Origin of the sequence: Fibrobacter sp. UWCM, from assembly GCF_900129735.1 — a bacterium.
Classification (GTDB): domain Bacteria; phylum Fibrobacterota; class Fibrobacteria; order Fibrobacterales; family Fibrobacteraceae; genus Fibrobacter.
This window is the reverse complement of the sequence record NZ_FQWR01000008.1, coordinates 48,132-64,732: the sequence shown is the minus strand read 5'-3', so window position 1 is coordinate 64,732 and position 16,601 is coordinate 48,132. Positions and strand designations below refer to the sequence as shown.

The window sequence follows — 16,601 nt, the reverse complement described above, 5'->3', positions numbered from 1 at the left end:
GCTTATTCCCGTTCGCTCCGTTTCGCAAGCAGGAATTCCTGGACGGTGCGGTAACTGAAGTATGCGGAAACGAGCGTGACCAGGCAAACCACAAGTCCAAGGAGCGCCCAGAGCCCGCCAATGTTTTCGCCAACAAGGGGAATCGCCCTGCCGATAGATTCAACAATCACAAGAAGGATCGATACGGCAAAGCCGCTACCGACAAGCCCCTGCATCATGCCCTCGAGCACGAACGGGAACTCGATAAAGAACGGGCTTCCGCCGGCGTACTTCATGTTCTCGACCAGGAGCTTGCGCGACAGGAGCGAGAGCCGCACCGAGTTGCAGATAATAAGCGAGAGCGTCACCAGCAAAAGGAGGCTCAGACAAACAGGCCAGAACACCATACGGAACTTCCATTCCGAAACGCGGGTCGCCCAGTCCACCGGGGCCTGCACCTCCTCGAAGTATTCCAGGCGCGAGAGGGCTGCAATGAATTCCGTAAGGTCTGCCGGATTCTGGTTTCCCGGCACAAGAGACACGCGGAAAAACGGCGGTATGGGGTTCTCGTCCACAAGGTCGAGCATCTCGCCCGAAAAATGCCTGCGGAAATCGGCCAGCGCGGAATCAGCGCTCACGTACTCGACGCGTTCCACGCCCCTGAAATGTTCAAGTCTCTGCCTTACCGCCTGTACGGAATCCTCGCTCACCGTCTCGGGCAGGAAAGCCTCGACCGTATAGAGAGAACTTTCGGCAGAAAGCACGCGAAAAACGCCCCCAAGCACCGTGAGCGATGCCGCGAGAAGGAGCGAGCACAGGAAAATCGTGAGAAGCGACGGCAATATGACCGTGCGATGCTGCTTCCATCCACGAAAAGATTCCGATATTAGGTACCCGAGTTGTCCGAACACGCGTTGAATATAACTAAATTTTCAATGCTTCACGGGGCATCTATGAAACATATCGCATTAAAGATTACAGCGTTCATCTTCGGGATTGCACTATGGCTTTACGTCGTGTCGCTCAACACGTTCAAGGTTGAGCTGGATATCCCCGTGCGCCTCGTGAAACTCCCGGAAATGCTCGCCATCGCCTCGAAACCGCCGCACACCATGCGCATCACCCTGGAAGGCGCTCCGTTCGACCTCATGCGCCTGCGTTCCAAGGTCATGCAGGGCGATACGACCGCAGCGGCCATCATCGTGGACCTCCAGGATGCTGAACTCGGCGCCACCCGCAAGCCTATCGGCGAAAAGAACTTCTCGGCACCAAACTTTTCAAACATCAAGTTCATTGAACCCGACAACCAGCTCCTGTTCATAGACCTAGACCTCGACACGCGAATCGAACGCAACGTGCCCGTGCGCTCCATGGTCACCTTCGATGCGGCAACGGGCTACCTGCTTACCGACGAGCCCAAGCTGGAACCGGACTTCATCACGGTTTCCGGCGCAAGGAACGTCATCACGCGCATCATCGAAATCCCGACAGACTCCGTATCGTTCAGCGGGCTCGTTCATGACACGACGTACTCTATCCCGCTCGATTTCAAGCAGTTCCCCGCACACGTATCTCCGGGCGACTCGCTCACGAGCATTTCGGTCAACATCCAGAAAATCGGCAAGAAGTTCTATCGCGATATCCCGGTGCAGCTTATCGGCATGTTCGACCGTGAAACGTACAGGCTTAACCCGCCCAACGTATCCGTCGAAATAACCGGCGGCGAAGGCACGCTCGATTCCATCAGCAACACGAGCATCGAACTGTTCGTGGAATTCAACCGCTTCCAGATCGAAGATGTCGACAGCCTCACGCCCACCGTAAAGCTCACGCTCCCCTCGGGCGTGAACCGCGAGATGTCCATCAAGGCCATACAGCTCTCGCCCGACAAGGTGTCGCTGCAAGATATCAAGAAACTCGCCGCACCCGCCGATTCGCTGGACGAGGATGCCGAGGAGAAACTTGAATGATTTGGCTCGGAATTGAATCCAGTTGTGACGAGACCGCCTGCGCAGTACTGCAGGACGACCCCCTCAAGGTAATTTCCAACCCGCTCTACAGCCAGATAGACGAGCACGCCCTGTACGGCGGTGTCGTTCCCGAAATCGCAGCACGCGCCCACCTGCAGAAGATCGCCCCCATCGCGGAGGCCGCCGTCAAGGAAGCTGGCATCGCTCTCAAGGATATCGACGCGATTGCCTACACCACAGGCCCCGGGCTCATGGGCCCGCTACTTGTAGGGGCGAGTTTCGCAAGGGGCCTCGCCCGCGACCTAAACATCCCGGCATACGGCATCAACCACCTCGAGGGCCATCTCGCAGCCGCATGGCTCAGCAACCCGGATATCGAGCCGCCGTTCCTCACGCTCACCGTATCGGGCGGGCACACGGAACTCGTGATGGAAGAACCCGGATTCAAGTACACGAGCATCGGACGCACCCGCGACGACGCCGCAGGCGAAGCGTTCGACAAGTGCGGCAAACTGCTCGGCCTCAAGTACCCCGCAGGGGCAACCATCAGCAGGCTCGGCCAAAACGGCAACCGCAAGTTCGTCGAATTCCCGAGGGCGCTCCACTCGCACGACAACTGCGAATTTTCGTTCAGCGGGCTCAAGACCGCAGTGCTGCGCTACACCGAGACGCACGACACGGAATATATCCAGAAAAACCTGGGCGACATCTGTGCCTCGCTGGAAGATGCAATCGTCGGGAGCCTTGTGGAAAAAACAATCAACGCGCTCAAGAAGACCCGCATGAAGACGCTCGTCGTCGGTGGCGGGGTAAGCGCGAACGCATGGCTGCGCAACCGCCTGCAGGACTACTGCGGCAGACACGGAATCCGGTTCTGCATCCCGGACAGGAGCCTCAGCACCGACAACGGGGCGATGATTGCCGCAGCAGCCATCAGGCGCAACAAGCAAGGGCTCCTCAAGTCCATCGACGTGGTAAAGCCCTGGATGCCGCTCGCACTCTAGCCCCCTAGTGCCGGCGGAAAATGCGATTTTTATCACAGGCGCGCAGAAATAACTTTTCTTTTATCCTAAATGATGTTATATTGTGGATATGATTTTCGGGAAACTACATAAGACGTTCGCATTTGCCGGTGCCACCCTGTGTGCACTCGCACTTGGCGCATTTGCCGAAGAGCCTCCCCAGGATCTCTCGAAAGGCGTGAGCGACGCACAGATTTTCCGTCCCGAAAAGCGCGAAACAAAGGTCGAACTCGTCGATTCCAGTAAGGCAAATTCCATACACCTGAACGTCGACATCTTCGGTAGCCTGGACGTGCAATCCTACTACATCCTGTGGGACCGCATGGAAATCTCCGATGACCTGAAGAAGATGATGACGACCCGCGATTTTGCACGCGACGAGTTCTTTATGCAGAACATCGACCGCGAGCAGTTCGAACAGGAACGCATGCTGCAGCTCTTCGAAGACCGCAAACGTGAATTCTTCACAATCTTCCCCGAAGAAGCCCTCAAGGAACTGCAGGAGCAGAAGGAAGACGAAGAATAGGCCCGATTCGTCATTCCCGGCTTATCCGGGGATCTTCACTTGAATATGTTTTCTCGCGAACGTAATTTTAATGAGTGGCACCTGTGCGGATTTGGCGACGCACCCGCATTCCTCTTCGATACCCTGGAAAGCACGCATAGCCTGATGAAGGCACGCGCCTCCGCGGGTGAAATCGTTCCCGGCACGCTCATTGTCGCCGACACGCAGACAGCCGGCCGCGGGCGTCACGAACGCACATGGGCCTCCCCCGCCGGCAAGAACCTTTACTTCAATATCCTCATCCCGCTGGAAGGTATTCCGCTTGCTTCGGCCCCGCAAATCACGCAGGTTGCATCGCTCACATTCGCCGAAGTATTCCGCGACCTGCAAGAAAGTTCCAACGCGCAGGGGCTTGGCAACGCGTCCATCGGGAAAGTTTCGGTCAAGTGGCCGAACGACATCCTGTGCGGCAAGCACAAGTTCTGCGGGATACTTGCTGAATTAGTTTATATAAAAAGAACTGTCATCCCCGCGAAGGCGGGGATCTCCACTAACATTCCGCCTGCTCCCGCCATCAGCATGGGGGTAGGCATCAACGTGAACAGCGACCCCGCGGACTACGCGCACCTGGGCAGGGCCGTCACCACCCTCAGGGATATCTGCGGGCAAAGCGTCAACCGTGAAAAACTGCTGCAGTCGCTTATCGCAAGCCTGGAACGCGCCATCGGGCAGTTCCGCGCCTTCGGGATATCGCCGTGGGTCGCCGCCTGGCGCAAGATGGACCAGTTTATAGGCGCCCGCGGGACCGTCGTCGTGAACAACCGTTGCACCGATGAAAACCGCGACAGCGGCACAGGCGCCATAAAGAAAACAGGCCGCATCATCGACATGAACGCCGATGGCAGCCTGCTATTCGAATGCGACGACGGGACTATGGAAACCGTTTATTCCGCAGACCTGGAAATCTAGCCTACAGTTTCCGCTTAAAGTACATACTCCCGATGAGCGAAACGGCAAGCACCACGATCATCGCAGTGAGCCCCATCTCGGCAAGCGGAGTCTTGTCGCCCGCAACGCCCGACTCTATAAGAATCACGAACACGACGGCAATCACTGCGCCCACGGTACCCATCTGCTGGAACATCTTGATCTTGTCTTCGGTCGTGAACTTTCCGTCCGTCTTCTTAATAAAGGGCATTGACGTCCCCTCCCATGCAAATCCACACGATGAGCCCCGCCATCACGAGCACGCTTATCGCGACATTCGCCAAAAAGAAGTCGCGGTTCATGGCATCGAGGTCATCGGATTTTCTGAACAAATGAATATACAGGACGGCGGCAGCCATAAGCCCCGTCACCACCCACCAAGGAATTCCCATGTTCCACACGAACCCGAAGGCTACGCAGAGTGCGAGCATCGCAATGTGGCTCCAGAAGGCAATTTGCAGGGCGCGCTTGCGGCCAAAACGCGCGGGCACGGAATGCAGTCCCATCGCGCGGTCAATCTCTTCGTCCTGCGTGGCATAGATGATGTCGAAACCGCCCATCCAGAGCATGAGAATCACGAGCAAGAATATCGGGAACACCGCAAACTCGCCCCGAATGGCAATCCAGGCGCCGAGCGGGCTCATCCCTATCGCAAACCCCAAGAACCAGTGGCATAGCCAGCTGAAACGCTTCCAGTAGGAATAAGAAAGCAGGAGCAACCATACAGGGAGCGCAAGCATTCCCGCGAGGGGCTGCAGCAGGAACGCGAACGTCACGAACAGCACGCCGTTTATGGCAAGGAACGCAATTACCGATTTTTTCGAAAGGCGGCCCGCAGGCAGGTGGCGCTTCGCCGTGCGCGGATTCTTCGCATCGATATCGGCGTCGGCAATGCGGTTGAAGCTCATCGCGCTGTTGCGGGCGGTCACCATGCAACCGACAATCAGGAGCACGATGCGTGCAGTCTCGGCAGCGGTCATGTCGCGGAACCCGTTCGCCGCCACCCACATGGAGCCGAGCGCGAAGGGCATCGCAAAAAGCGAGTGGCTAAAGCGCACCATGTGCCCGAATTCTAATATCTTCTTCAGCATATAGGGCCCCCGAGCGCATTTTGCGACCCGCCATCCGCGGGCAATTTCTGACTGGCGGAACTATTCCATGGTTTCACAATCTCGGCGCAGTCTTCCGCCAACGCCGCACCCAGATGTTTCAGGATTTTCGCGACAACGGTATCTACGAGTTCCTCGATACTTGCGGGCCTGCTGTAGAACTGCGGCGAGGCGGGCACAACAATCGCACCCGCGCGGGTCACGCGTTCCATGTTCTCGATGTGGATGAGGTTGTAGGGCATCTCGCGCGGGACAATCACCAGCGGGCGACGCTCCTTGAGGCATACGTCCGCACTGCGTACCAGCAGGTTGTCCGAGGTCCCTGCAGCGATGCGTCCGAGCGTGCCCATGGAGCAGGGCACCACAGCCATGCCCGCATAGTCGGCAGACCCGCTCGCGCATTCCGCAAAAAAATCATCGACATCGAAAGTGCGGTCCGCATAGTCGAAAAGCGCCTGCTGACCTTCGAACTTTACAACATCGCGGCCAGGCGCCGTCACCACAAGCGAAACCTCATGCCCGAGGCGCTTCAGGTGCATCGCCGTGCGGATAGCATATATCGCCCCGCTGGCCCCCGTCACTCCGAGGATATAGCGGCTCACGCATCACCTCCCGCCGGCATAGACTTCCGGCGCAGAAGCACACGGTACGCCACCCCGAAAAAGCAGGGCTTCACGTGCACAAGCTCGAACCCGTTCCTTTCGGCGAGCGCCACAAAGTCCGCCACCGGCAAAAAACGCAATATGGAATTCACCAGATATTCATACGCATCGCGCTTGCTGAAAAAAGCTCCCAGCACCGGGATAAACAGCGGGGCGAGCACCTTGTAGAAGAACTTGTTGAACACGTTCCGCGGGGAGAAAAATTCAAGCACCTGCAGGTAGCCGCCATCCGTGAGCACGCGCGCGGATTCCTTCAAGCCGCCCTCCGCATCGGGCAGGTTGCGCATCCCGAACCCGTTCAGAATCACGTCGAACGCACCATCCGCAAACGGCATCTTCATCGCATCGAGCTGCACGGGAACAGCCGCTGTCTTCTTGCCCGCGGCGCCCTTCAGCATGCCATAAGAAAAGTCGCCCAGAATAGCGACGTCCTGCACGCCGTTAAACTTCTCGTACGTAACCGCAAAATCGCCCGTGCCGCCACACAAGTCAAGCAGGCGCTTTCCGGGGTGCATCCGCCGAATCTCGCGGCAACATGCGCGACGCCACAGGATATCCTGGCCACAACTCAAGAAGTGGTTCAAAAAGTCGTAGCGGTTCGCGATACCGTCGAACATCTTTCGCACGGGGCTATTCATGCGCACAAATCTAGAAATATCCCGCGGGCATTCACGTACCCGTGACAAACATTCGCACGATAAACAAAAACGCGGACTTAAAAGCCCGCGCAAATCCACCGTCAAGTGAAACTTACTTGAAGTTCGCCGTAATCGTCGAACCTTCCGTGATGTTCACGAGGTGCGGGTTGTCGGTAGAACCGTCAGACCATCCGGTAAACACGGCTCCATTCGAAGGCACAGCTGTCACCTCCATCTGGTTTCCGCTAAAGAACTTGCCCGTGTACTTGGTAGAAGTTGCGGTGCTACCCGGGAGCTTCATGCCTTCCATCAGCACGGAACCATTCCCGTTCGACGAAATCGTCATATTGACCATTTCGCCCAGGCCAAACTCGCTCTTGTACTGCTGCAGCATATCGCTGTCGCGCTGGCGGGCCCATTCCGTTATGCTCGAATTCGATACGGTGAACGAACCGTAGCCGCGCTCCTTCTGGCCATTTGCCGCCAAATCCCTTTCCGCTTCGGTTTCATCAATCGAGCCCGCCATCTTCGCACGGACCTTCTCGATGACATCGGCGTTCAGGTAATTCTGCAACATGACGGCAGCATGGTTGAGGAACAGGCGCTTGAAGTCGGGATTCTTGATGAGGCGTACGTAGAACACGTGGAAGCAGTGTCTCTTGTCGCCCGTGAAGGCCTTGTCGTTGCTCGTATAGCACTTGCCACTGCTACGGCCACCCTGCTTGACCCAGTCAAACATGTTCGTACTCTGGCCAAAGCCCTGCACGTTCCAATCCCAGTTGAATCCGTGGTCAAGGTCGTAAACCATGAACTTCCACATGTTATCCGGGCTGCGCCAGGCACGCACGTTGTTGTTCGGCCAGTCACCGTTATGGATATACATCTCGGCAGCCATGTAATCTGCAAAGTTGCCGACATCCATCATCGTCTTGAGCTGTGCATAGGATGCATTGTTGTCGCCACTGAAATCGTTGTCCGCGGCAAGTTCAAGCATGGAGATGTACTCGTCGGGCGTACCATTGCTTGCCGTAACCGTCTCGGTAAGGTGCTTGACCATCGTCACGGTAGAAGCCTCGATGCCGTAGTTCGATTCGACATAGTTCTTGTTGAAACGTTCGCGCATGTCATGGATGCCGAAGTACTTGCCGTTGTAGAACACCACCACTTGGCGGCTGCGCTGGTAATCGACACCGCTGCCTTCAAGGATTGCACCACCCAGGGCATCGGCAAAGTAGTCGCTCACAAAACGGTTACCATTGTTGCGGAGGTTGAATCCCTTGTACTTGTCGTTTTCGCTCTTGCGGGTATCGAACAGAGAGTAATGCAGCCAGCCATTCTGGTATTCTTCCCTCATCACGATAGCGACGGACTTCTTGCGTTCCAGACGGCTGTAGTTACCCATCATGGAAATTCCCGCTTCGATATCCCATGCGGACTTGTCCGAGGAACTGCCGTTGGGGAAGTATTCCACATGCACAGGGAATTCGACATCCTCGTACAGGCCGGATGGAGCCGCTTCCGGGCTGCTTGCGTTCGTGTGGCCAGGTTCCGGCTGAATGTAATGCTTGTTGAAGAAATCCGGATTCACGCTCACCGCCACCACAGGCATGTTCACCTGTTCGCCCACAAAGAACGTCTTCGTGACCACCTGCGTACTGAGCGAGCCATCCTTGAAGACGGCGCAACGGAGCGTCGTGTTCTTGTCAAACGTCTTTGCAGAATTGAATTCCTGGGAGTTCGCCCCCGGAGCGGAGCCGTCCTCGGTGCAGCGCAACTTCACGCCACTCGGCAGGGAAGGCGGATTGATTGTTACCGGATCATTGTAGAAACCGCCCTTGATCTGGCTCAGGTCGAGTTCCGGAGCAAGCGCGTCATAAGCGGTCGAGCCGGTATTGGGCTTTTCGGGAGTCGGCTTGTCGAAATACTTCCAGATGCCACCGTCGGTAATACCCCAGCTCAGGTCACCCTTCGTGATTTCGGGGAATGCAACGGAATCGCGGATGCCGTAGGCGGCATCGATCAGGTAAACCGTTCCGCCGGCCTTGTCCATCTTCCAGCTGGTGTGGGTACGGACGTGCATGTCGCCGTTATCTGCGCCCTTGACTTCGGTAATATTCTTCTTGTCGCAGAACACGATGCGGAAGGACTTCGCAGCGATAAGTTCGTCGCCGAAAACCCACTTGCGGGGCTTCTCGAGGCTTTCGACAAGCGCATAGCCCTTCAGGTTCGCAGCGACATCGCCCGCGTTGTAGATTTCCACCCATGCGGGGTCTTCGCCGGATTCATCCAGCCACGAAAGATTCAGCGGGGAAATTTCAGTAATGCGGAGTGCAGAGTTGCCCACCCAGTGGGGCGTCGTATCCTTGGGCACAACGACATGAATCGTGTCAAAGATTGTATCGCCATTAACAATCTTGCGAACGGAGTCGATTTCAATCGCAGACGAGGAACCCGGTTTATCCGAACCCGGCTGGGAATCGCTAGAAGAGGGATCGTCACCCGATAACGGAGGAACAACCGGGCTGTCGCTACCTTCATCGGAGGAACAGGCATAGAGCCCAAGGCAAAGTGTCCCGACTGCAAGGAGGTTCCTAATCTGAAATTTCTTTCGCATATTCAAGCCTATAAAATGTTAAGCCCCACGGAGCAAAGCGCCGCGCACAACCAATCGAACATCCTACCCTAAATTTAGAAGAATATTCTAGAAAATCAAAATTTTTTCGGTAATATTCTATTTACCCTTGACAAATATCACGTTTTCTTCTATCTTTGGCTTACCAAATGGTTCTGTAGCTCAGTTGGTAGAGCAGTGGACTGAAAATCCGCGTGTCGTTGGTTCAACTCCAATCGGAACCACGAAGGCCCCCGACCCAAAGTCGGGGGTTTTCTTTTTTTGCAAAAAACACCGAAAAACAAAAAAACGGGGCCCATTATCCCGGGTCCCGTAAATTTTTTGCAATATAAACGCGAACGGTCTTCGTGAGCCGGAGGCGACTTGTCCTAACGAGTCGTCGAAGGCGAAAGCGAGCGCAAACCGGAGACGCTGCACTAGAATCTAGCGCGAGCGGTCTTATACTGCCGCAGCCTCGAACTTCGCGCGCGCCTGCCTGAAGCACTCGAAAACATCGTCCCAGTGCTCCACAAGCACGTCGATGAGTTCCGGCTGGAACTGCGCTCCGCGCTGCTTGATGAATTCTTCCTTGACCTTCTCCTCGGGCCACGCGGGCTTGTAGCAGCGCGGGCTCGAGAGGGCATCCAGAACGTCGGCCACGGCGCAGATACGGCCAGCCAGCGGGATTTCCTCGCCCTTGAGTCCACGCGGGTAGCCCTTGCCGTCCCAGCGCTCGTGGTGCGAGCCCGCAAGCGTCGCGGCAAAGCGCAACAGGTCGCGCTTCGACTTCATGAGGGTTTCCTCGCCCTTGATGGCGTGGGACTTCATCACCTCGTATTCCTCGTCGGTGAACCTGCCCGGCTTGTTCAGGATGGCATCGGGAATGGCGACCTTCCCCAGGTCGTGCATCGGGGCGGCAAGGCGAATGCGCTGCGCCTCCTCTTCGCTGAGCCCGTAGTACTGCGCCAGCTTGTAAGAAATTTCGGCCACGCGCTGGATATGGTCACCCGTCTCGCGGCTCCTGGATTCGGAAACGTCGCCCAGGATGTGGATCAGTTCTTCCTGCGTCGCCTCGAGTTCATCCTTGGAGTCTTCGACCTCCGAGGTCAGTCGGGCGGATTCCACAGTCTTTGCAGAATACACGGCAGTAAGCGAGAGGCGTTCCAGGTCCTGGTTCGAAAACACCTTCTCCTCGCCCTGCTTGTTTATCGCCTGGAAAACCCCCATCACCTTTCCCTGCGAATCGAACAGGGGCACCGTCATCACGGACGTCGTGCGGTAGTGGGTCTTCTCGTCGCTGCGATGGTCGAACCTCGGGTCAAGGTAGGCATCGGGAATCAGCAACGGCTGGCCGTTCTTCACAGACCAGCCCACAAAACCAGCCGCAATCGGAATGCGAAGCTCGCTCACCCCATGAGCGACCTTCGTCCACAGTTCCCCGTGCTCCTCGTCGGTAAGCCACAGGGAGCAGCGGTCCGCCTGGACAAGGGAACGACCCATGTCGGCCATAAGCACTAGCAGGTTGTCCATCTTCCTTTCCGCGGCGATTTTCGGCATGTAGGAAAACAGGAGGTCAAGGACCCGCTTGTTCTCCACCACAGTATTTTCTGCAATTGTCTCCATATTGAAAAATTTAATTAATATTCATTCCCGCCAAAGACAATCGCCCAAATTCCATTGACGAAATGGCGTGAGTTTTTTATTGTTGGCGTTGAATCCGGAGGAATAGGCTAATTGGTAAGTCAGCGGTCTTGAAAACCGCCGCCGTAAGGCTTGGGGGTTCGAGTCCCTCTTCCTCCGCTACCTCGGCACCTTCGGTGCCAGTTATTAGTCAATAGTTACTAGTTATTCGAATTGCGGGTTTCGAGAAGCATATCGAAGCCCGCTTTTTTTTATTTGGAACACGGAACTAGTAACTCAATCGCCATAATTGCCATCCCATTCCATCCGGCAGTCCGCCACGAAGTCCATCGTCGCAGATACGGGCTCGTCGTAAAGGAGCGTGCACACCTTCGTATCGAGCTCCGTCCCGCGGCGCAGGGCATGCACGCACGCCCCCGTAGTCGCCCCGGTCGTGTACACGTCGTCCACCACAAAGATAGTCCCCCGCGAAGGCATATTCCTCGGCAGTTTCGGCTCGAACGCGCCCGCCACATTATAGCCACGCTCCTCGCGCGAAAGCTTGGTCTGCGACACCCTGAAGTTCGTACGTGAAAGCCAGTTGCAAACACGACCCCCGGTGCAGGTGGCGAGCGCCGATGCAATCTTCTGCGCCTGGTTGTAGCCGCGTTCCCTGAACCTCGAACTGTGCAGGGGGACAGGCACAAAGTAGAACGGCCTTGCAAGCAACGCCATGCTCTGCGCAATTTCGCCCCCCTTCACCGCGGTAGATCGCCTTACCAGGTACGACGCCATTCCCGGAAGCCCCCTGTACTTGAGCGCATGCACGAGCCTGCGCGTAAGCGGACGCACGGGGAACATGCACATGGCATCGGGCGAAGGGAACGAATATGCCAGCGCCTCGCGGGCAAGTTCTTCCCTGCAGGCAGAACACAGCCAGGGGTCCAGCTGTTCGGATGCCCGGCCGCAGCCCAGGCACTCCATACCAAAAAGAAAGTTTGTACAACGACGGATAATTTCCATAATGAAACCGCCCTCCTATACCTATAAACGGTTTCAAACGGAAAATGAGCCAAAACGCCTGTTTTTTTTACTGACGCCAGCCCTGGAATCGCATGCAGAGGATTCCGCCCACAAGCACCATGCAGGTAAGGGCGAACGACCCGCCGTACGAAAGGAACGGGAGCGGAAGCCCCGTCACGGGCATGAGCCCGATAGTCATCGCGATGTTCACTATCATGTGGAACAGGAATATGGTACAGGCCCCCATGGTAATGAGCGTAATGAAGGGGTCCGCGAACAGCTTGCACGTGGAACTCGCCCGCCACAGGAACAACGTGTAGAGCGAAAGTATGAACAGGCAGCCCGCAAAGCCGAACTGTTCCCCGAGCACGCTGAAAATGAAGTCGGTGTGTTCTTCGGGCAAGAACGCGAGGTTTGTCTGCGTGCCCTGACCAAAGCCCTTGCCCGTAAGGCCGCCCGAACCAATCGCGGTAAGCGACTGCAGCACCTGGTAACCGTCACCCTTCGGGTCGCTCGTCGGGTCAAGGAACGTGTGTACGCGCTTCTGCTGGTGAGGTTCCAGCATATTCCACGCCATCGAGCTCGCATAACCCGCAAGGATGTTCGCCGCAAGGAAAAGCACCGTCAGCACCTTCGGGAGCCTGCGGCGTACCAGCGCGAACACCACCGCGCAAATCAGGAGGCCCCACAGCACCTGGAATACTATGTCCTGGGAATGCGAGAACAGCACCGAAAGCACCGGGCTTGCCAGCAGGAACATGTCGGTAAGCGTAAGGCCCGCAAAGAAGAATGCCACATAGGTAACCGCGATGAACACGAGGGCCGTACTCAGGTCGGGCTGCTTAAGCACGAGCGCAAAGGGCACAATGAACAGCAGGAAGGGCACCACGAAAGTCTTGATCTTGTAGAGGCTCACCGGGTGGCGCGAAAGCCAGTACGATATCGTGAGCAGGTAGGCAATCTTCGCGAATTCGGAAGGCTGCAGCTTGAATAGCCCGAGGTCAATCCAACGGCCCGCGCCCTTCACCACGTCACCCGCCACGAACAGCACCACGAAGAGAAACACCAGGGACAAAATATACAGGGGGACCGTCGCCCTTTTCAGCCAGTCAATCTTCAGGAACACGATACCCGCGGCCAAGACGCACCCGCCAGCAAAGTAGAGAATCTGCTTGAACCAGAGAGTCTCGTAAAAAGGCAGGTTATCGCTCGCCGTCGCCGAATACACCAGGCAGACGCCACACGTCATGAGGGCAAGCGTTATGCCGAGGAACAGCCAATCCACTCTCCTGGTATTGTCGAGGAAATGGTTCAGTTTCATTTCTTCGCCTCCTCTTCAAGCCCGAAATACGCCATCATCACCTTGCGCGCAATCGGGGCCGCCTTCGCGCCGCCACCGCCTGCCGCCTCGAGAATCACGGCGACCGCGATTTGCGGGTCATAGAGCGGGGCCACAGCCGCATACCAGGCGTGAGTCTTCTCGCCCTTCTTCCATTCGCCGGAACCCGTCTTCGCGCCCACCCGGATACCCGGGAGCGCGCCGCGCTTGCCCGTGCCGCCCGGATGGTTCACCACGGAATCCATCGCCGCAAGGAGAATCCTGTGCGTCTCCGGCTTCATCTTCCCGGGCCGCACTATCTCGGGTTCGAATTCCTTCACCACGTTGCCCTTGTAGTCGCGCAGTTCCTTCATGAGGTGCGGGCGGTAAACACCCTTGTTCGTCGCAAGCGAGCCGATGAACGTCGCCTGCTGCAGCGGGGTAACCAATTGCCCCTGCCCAATCGAGAGGTTCAGGATAAGTCCGCGCGCCCATCGCCAACCGAGCCTCTTGTTCCTTTCGTTAAACGACACCGAATCCGGGAGCCAGCCGCTCTTCTCGCCCGGAATGTCAATGCCGAGCGGTTGCTCGCCGTAGCCGAAACGGCGCCCGAACTCGTTGATGCGGGCCATGTCGATATCGAGACCCGCCTGGTAGAAGAACACGTCACACGAAAGCCTCAATGCATGCACCACGTTCAGGTTGCCGTGCACGCCCCAGCACTTCTGGTAACGCGAACCGAACTGGTAGCCACCCGTACAGGATTTCGGGTAATACTTCGTCTCCGAAAGTATTCCGCTCTCGAGCCCCGCGCCGGCGGTCACAAGCTTGAACACCGATGCAGGGGGGTACGTTCCCGAAATCGCACGGTTCGTGAGCGGGCGCATGGAATCGAGCGCCACTTGTGCCCAGCCCTTGTTGCGTTCGCGCTTCTTCAACGAGAAAATGTTCGGGTCGAGGCGCGGCGAACTCACCATGGCGAGAATCTCGCCATTGCGCGGGTCAATCGCCACGAGCGCACCCTTCACGCTGTCGGCAATCGCCTCTTCCGCCACCTTCTGCAACTTGAGGTCAATCGTAGAAACCAGGTGCAGTCCCGGGACAGGCGGTTCACTCTCCACACCGCGCACCAGGCCCACCTCGCGGCCCATCGCGTTCACTTCCACAAGCTTCAGGCCGTTCTTGCCTCGGAACTCGCTATCGTAATGCTGCTCGAGCCCCTTCTGGCCGATACGGTCGCCCTGCGAGTAATCCGCAAACTCGGGCAACTTCAGCTGTTCTTCCGAAATCTCGCTCGTGTAGCCGAGCACGTGCGAAGCAAGCGTCCCGTAAGGGTACTCGCGTCTCGATTCGATGAGGGTCGTAACGCCCGGGAGTTCGCTCGAGTGTTCCTCGATTATCGCCACCTGCTCGGGCGATGCGTCCTCGAGAATGCGAATCGGGCGGTTCTTAATCCAGTGCGCCCTCTGGAATGCCGTATCGAGCGAAAGCGAATCGAACATGCGTTCGCCGTTCTTGTCCACAATCTGCAAGAGGCGGTTGAAAATAATCGCACGGGCAGAATCCTTGCGCGGCAGGTGCATCGCCTGCAAGGCAATCTGGTAAGAGGGGCGGTTTCGCACCAGCACTTCGCCATTGCGGTCGTAAATGAACCCGCGTTCCGCCACAAGCACAACACGGCGCAGGCGGTTGTTCTCGGAGCGCTGGAAGTTCTCGTCGTAATTGAGATACTGCAAGCTAAAGAGTCGAACCAGGAGAATGGTAAAAAGAATCACCACGCCGGCCATGAACACCAGCACGTTCCAGTTCCTGGTCTGGACGCTGTCGTTATCCGACATGCTAAGCATGGCGTTTCTTCTTTCCGACAGACAAGTGGAACACAACGGCCCCGATAACCATCGTATAGGCGCATTCCGGCAATGTCTTCGAGAAGAACAGGTTCGTGACCACGTCCTTCTCAAGTCCGGTCAAGAAGAAATAGAGCATGTCGCAAAGGAGGAACCCGAAACCGAGCACGCCCACCTTCGCGGGCAGGTTCAGCGTAAGGAACCGCTCTTCAAGCTGGCCCACAAAGAACCCGAGCACCGTCATCGAAATCGTATTTGCACCGAGCCATTCTACCGGGGCGTAAACGTCCTGCGTAAAGCCCGCAAGGAATCCCCACAGCGCACCGGCCGCAGGCCCATGCTTTATCGCAATCGACACAATCAAAATAAGCACGAAGTCGGGCCCTGCTCCAAAAATGGAGAGCCAATCCGCAACCGTCGTCTGCAACACGAAGCAGATTACAAACAAAATAAGAACGCGAATCCATTTCCAGCTATTGTTCATCGAGCAACTCCTGGATAATCCATTCCGGTTCCTTTTCCATCACGAACACTTCCTCGAGCGCCGAGAACTCCTGGAACGGAGCCACATCCATCTGGCGCATCACATCGAGGTCAGACTTGCGAACCGCCTTCACCGTACCCACGGGAATCCCCTTCGGGAATATCCCGCCAAGTCCCGAAGTAATGAGCGTATCGCCCACTTCCACGCCCGCATGCGAAGGAATCATCGCCGTAAGCAGGTGGCCGTCAACCGATTCAAGGAACCCCACCACGCGCGATTTCTTCTCGAGTACAGACAACTTAAGGTTCGGGTCCACCAGCAACTGCACACGCGAATGCGTGCTTGTCGCCTTCGTAATCTTGCCCACGAGCCCGTTCATCGAGAACACGGGCATATCTTCCTTCACGCCCTGTATCGTACCGCGATTAATCACGAGCGTCGTAAGGAACCTGCCAGGGTTATGCCCCACCACGCGCGCTGTCACAATCGGGTAATCCCACTTGTCATCGAACCGGACCAACGTGTGCAGTCTTGTCAGTTCCTGCAAGCCCTCGCTCGCGTAGTACGTTTCCTGACGCAGGCGTGCATTTTCCTCTTTCAGGCGTTCGTTCTCTTCAACTACCGAATGGTATGCGCCCACCGAAGATACGACCATCTGTGCCGGATAGAACACCGTACCGAGCGCCGTAGAGATTATGTTCTCGCGCACCGTCTGCGGAGCCTGCCGCATCAAGAGGCCAACAAGCAAGAAAAAGGCAAAAGCGACAACGCCATGCCTTTGAGTAAACAGTTCAACTATAAAGCGGAACGCCCTAAGCATCGAACA

At 56.7% G+C, this 16,601-nt stretch carries 16 protein-coding genes and 2 tRNA genes; 6 read left to right on the top strand and 12 right to left on the bottom strand.

All coding sequences use genetic code 11. The features are described from left to right. Positions 1–2 precede the first annotated feature (2 nt). Positions 3–890, bottom strand: coding sequence for a cell division protein FtsX (locus BUB22_RS07205; RefSeq protein WP_072807821.1), 888 nt, complete (start codon positions 888–890; stop codon positions 3–5). 42 nt (positions 891–932) lie between these two features. Between BUB22_RS07205 and BUB22_RS07200 the strand changes: the two genes are divergently transcribed. The 4 genes from BUB22_RS07200 to BUB22_RS07185 all read left to right on the top strand — a co-directional run bounded on the left by BUB22_RS07200 (position 933) and on the right by BUB22_RS07185 (position 4,445). Then, positions 933–1,949, top strand: a complete 1,017-nt coding sequence (locus tag BUB22_RS07200) for a CdaR family protein (protein ID WP_073114538.1) — start codon at positions 933–935, stop codon at positions 1,947–1,949. Then, positions 1,946–2,953, top strand: a complete 1,008-nt coding sequence (gene tsaD, locus BUB22_RS07195) for a tRNA (adenosine(37)-N6)-threonylcarbamoyltransferase complex transferase subunit TsaD (RefSeq protein WP_073114537.1) — start codon at positions 1,946–1,948, stop codon at positions 2,951–2,953. Before BUB22_RS07200 ends, tsaD begins: the two co-directional genes overlap by 4 nt. Before the next feature lie 88 nt (positions 2,954–3,041). Beyond that, the gene (locus tag BUB22_RS07190; protein WP_072808005.1) at positions 3,042–3,497 is read left to right on the top strand and encodes a hypothetical protein; all 456 of its coding nucleotides are present in this window, start codon (positions 3,042–3,044) and stop codon (positions 3,495–3,497) included. Between the two features lie 45 nt (positions 3,498–3,542). Then, positions 3,543–4,445, top strand: coding sequence for a biotin--[acetyl-CoA-carboxylase] ligase (locus BUB22_RS07185; RefSeq protein ID WP_073114536.1), 903 nt, complete (start codon positions 3,543–3,545; stop codon positions 4,443–4,445). Between the two features lies 1 nt (position 4,446). Here BUB22_RS07185 and BUB22_RS07180 read toward each other — a convergent pair whose 3' ends face one another. The 5 genes from BUB22_RS07180 to BUB22_RS07160 form a co-directional block, all read right to left on the bottom strand. Next, positions 4,447–4,674: a hypothetical protein gene (locus BUB22_RS07180; RefSeq protein ID WP_073114535.1), complete on the bottom strand. Its 228-nt coding sequence runs from the start codon at positions 4,672–4,674 to the stop codon at positions 4,447–4,449. Further along, positions 4,661–5,554: a UbiA-like polyprenyltransferase gene (locus BUB22_RS07175; RefSeq protein WP_073114534.1), complete on the bottom strand. Its 894-nt coding sequence runs from the start codon at positions 5,552–5,554 to the stop codon at positions 4,661–4,663. Before BUB22_RS07175 ends, BUB22_RS07180 begins: the two co-directional genes overlap by 14 nt. Continuing rightward, the gene (locus BUB22_RS07170; RefSeq protein WP_083535441.1) at positions 5,548–6,174 is read right to left on the bottom strand and encodes a UbiX family flavin prenyltransferase; all 627 of its coding nucleotides are present in this window, start codon (positions 6,172–6,174) and stop codon (positions 5,548–5,550) included. Before BUB22_RS07170 ends, BUB22_RS07175 begins: the two co-directional genes overlap by 7 nt. Next, positions 6,171–6,872 carry a ubiquinone/menaquinone biosynthesis methyltransferase gene (locus BUB22_RS07165; RefSeq protein ID WP_073114533.1) on the bottom strand — a complete coding sequence of 234 codons (702 nt, stop codon included), beginning with the start codon at positions 6,870–6,872 and terminating at the stop codon, positions 6,171–6,173. The genes BUB22_RS07170 and BUB22_RS07165 overlap by 4 nt, the downstream gene beginning before the upstream one ends. A gap of 112 nt (positions 6,873–6,984) precedes the next feature. Then, positions 6,985–9,486 carry a CotH kinase family protein gene (locus tag BUB22_RS07160; protein ID WP_073114532.1) on the bottom strand — a complete coding sequence of 834 codons (2,502 nt, stop codon included), beginning with the start codon at positions 9,484–9,486 and terminating at the stop codon, positions 6,985–6,987. A gap of 169 nt (positions 9,487–9,655) precedes the next feature. On the opposite strand from BUB22_RS07160, the gene BUB22_RS07155 reads away from it, so the two are divergent. Beyond that, positions 9,656–9,728 (top strand) — tRNA-Phe (locus tag BUB22_RS07155). A 214-nt stretch (positions 9,729–9,942) separates the two neighbouring features. Here the strand turns inward: BUB22_RS07155 and BUB22_RS07150 are convergent. Next, positions 9,943–11,106, bottom strand: a complete 1,164-nt coding sequence (locus BUB22_RS07150) for an HD domain-containing phosphohydrolase (RefSeq protein WP_073114531.1) — start codon at positions 11,104–11,106, stop codon at positions 9,943–9,945. Positions 11,107–11,202: 96 nt separating this feature from the next. On the opposite strand from BUB22_RS07150, the gene BUB22_RS07145 reads away from it, so the two are divergent. Then, positions 11,203–11,283 (top strand) — tRNA-Ser (locus BUB22_RS07145). Between the two features lie 117 nt (positions 11,284–11,400). Here BUB22_RS07145 and BUB22_RS07140 read toward each other — a convergent pair. The 5 genes from BUB22_RS07140 to mreC all read right to left on the bottom strand — a co-directional run bounded on the left by BUB22_RS07140 (position 11,401) and on the right by mreC (position 16,595). Further along, complete coding sequence (locus BUB22_RS07140) at positions 11,401–12,087, bottom strand: ComF family protein (RefSeq protein WP_254794671.1); 687 nt, start codon at positions 12,085–12,087, stop codon at positions 11,401–11,403. Positions 12,088–12,193: 106 nt separating this feature from the next. Further along, entirely contained in the window at positions 12,194–13,447 is a 1,254-nt protein-coding gene (gene rodA / locus BUB22_RS07135) for a rod shape-determining protein RodA (protein WP_073114529.1), read from the bottom strand. Continuing rightward, complete coding sequence (mrdA, locus tag BUB22_RS07130) at positions 13,444–15,291, bottom strand: penicillin-binding protein 2 (RefSeq protein WP_073114528.1); 1,848 nt, start codon at positions 15,289–15,291, stop codon at positions 13,444–13,446. Before mrdA ends, rodA begins: the two co-directional genes overlap by 4 nt. Next, positions 15,284–15,775 carry a rod shape-determining protein MreD gene (gene mreD, locus BUB22_RS07125; protein ID WP_072807809.1) on the bottom strand — a complete coding sequence of 164 codons (492 nt, stop codon included), beginning with the start codon at positions 15,773–15,775 and terminating at the stop codon, positions 15,284–15,286. The genes mrdA and mreD overlap by 8 nt, the downstream gene beginning before the upstream one ends. After that, positions 15,765–16,595, bottom strand: coding sequence for a rod shape-determining protein MreC (gene mreC, locus BUB22_RS07120; RefSeq protein ID WP_073114527.1), 831 nt, complete (start codon positions 16,593–16,595; stop codon positions 15,765–15,767). Before mreC ends, mreD begins: the two co-directional genes overlap by 11 nt. Positions 16,596–16,601 lie beyond the last annotated feature (6 nt).

Bases quoted from the DNA above. Each gene is read 5' to 3' on its own strand.
- mrdA (WP_073114528.1), bottom strand. From the start codon at position 15,291: ATGCTTAGCATGTCGGATAACGACAGCGTCCAGACCAGGAACTGGAAC.
- tsaD (WP_073114537.1), top strand. From the start codon at position 1,946: ATGATTTGGCTCGGAATTGAATCCAGTTGTGACGAGACCGCCTGCGCA.
- BUB22_RS07180 (WP_073114535.1), bottom strand. From the start codon at position 4,674: ATGCCCTTTATTAAGAAGACGGACGGAAAGTTCACGACCGAAGACAAG.
- BUB22_RS07200 (WP_073114538.1), top strand. From the start codon at position 933: ATGAAACATATCGCATTAAAGATTACAGCGTTCATCTTCGGGATTGCA.
- BUB22_RS07160 (WP_073114532.1), bottom strand. From the start codon at position 9,486: ATGCGAAAGAAATTTCAGATTAGGAACCTCCTTGCAGTCGGGACACTT.
- rodA (WP_073114529.1), bottom strand. From the start codon at position 13,447: ATGAAACTGAACCATTTCCTCGACAATACCAGGAGAGTGGATTGGCTG.
- mreC (WP_073114527.1), bottom strand. From the start codon at position 16,595: ATGCTTAGGGCGTTCCGCTTTATAGTTGAACTGTTTACTCAAAGGCAT.
- mreD (WP_072807809.1), bottom strand. From the start codon at position 15,775: ATGAACAATAGCTGGAAATGGATTCGCGTTCTTATTTTGTTTGTAATC.
- BUB22_RS07175 (WP_073114534.1), bottom strand. From the start codon at position 5,554: ATGCTGAAGAAGATATTAGAATTCGGGCACATGGTGCGCTTTAGCCAC.
- BUB22_RS07150 (WP_073114531.1), bottom strand. From the start codon at position 11,106: ATGGAGACAATTGCAGAAAATACTGTGGTGGAGAACAAGCGGGTCCTT.
- BUB22_RS07190 (WP_072808005.1), top strand. From the start codon at position 3,042: ATGATTTTCGGGAAACTACATAAGACGTTCGCATTTGCCGGTGCCACC.
- BUB22_RS07185 (WP_073114536.1), top strand. From the start codon at position 3,543: ATGTTTTCTCGCGAACGTAATTTTAATGAGTGGCACCTGTGCGGATTT.
- BUB22_RS07140 (WP_254794671.1), bottom strand. From the start codon at position 12,087: ATGGAGTGCCTGGGCTGCGGCCGGGCATCCGAACAGCTGGACCCCTGG.
- BUB22_RS07165 (WP_073114533.1), bottom strand. From the start codon at position 6,872: ATGAATAGCCCCGTGCGAAAGATGTTCGACGGTATCGCGAACCGCTAC.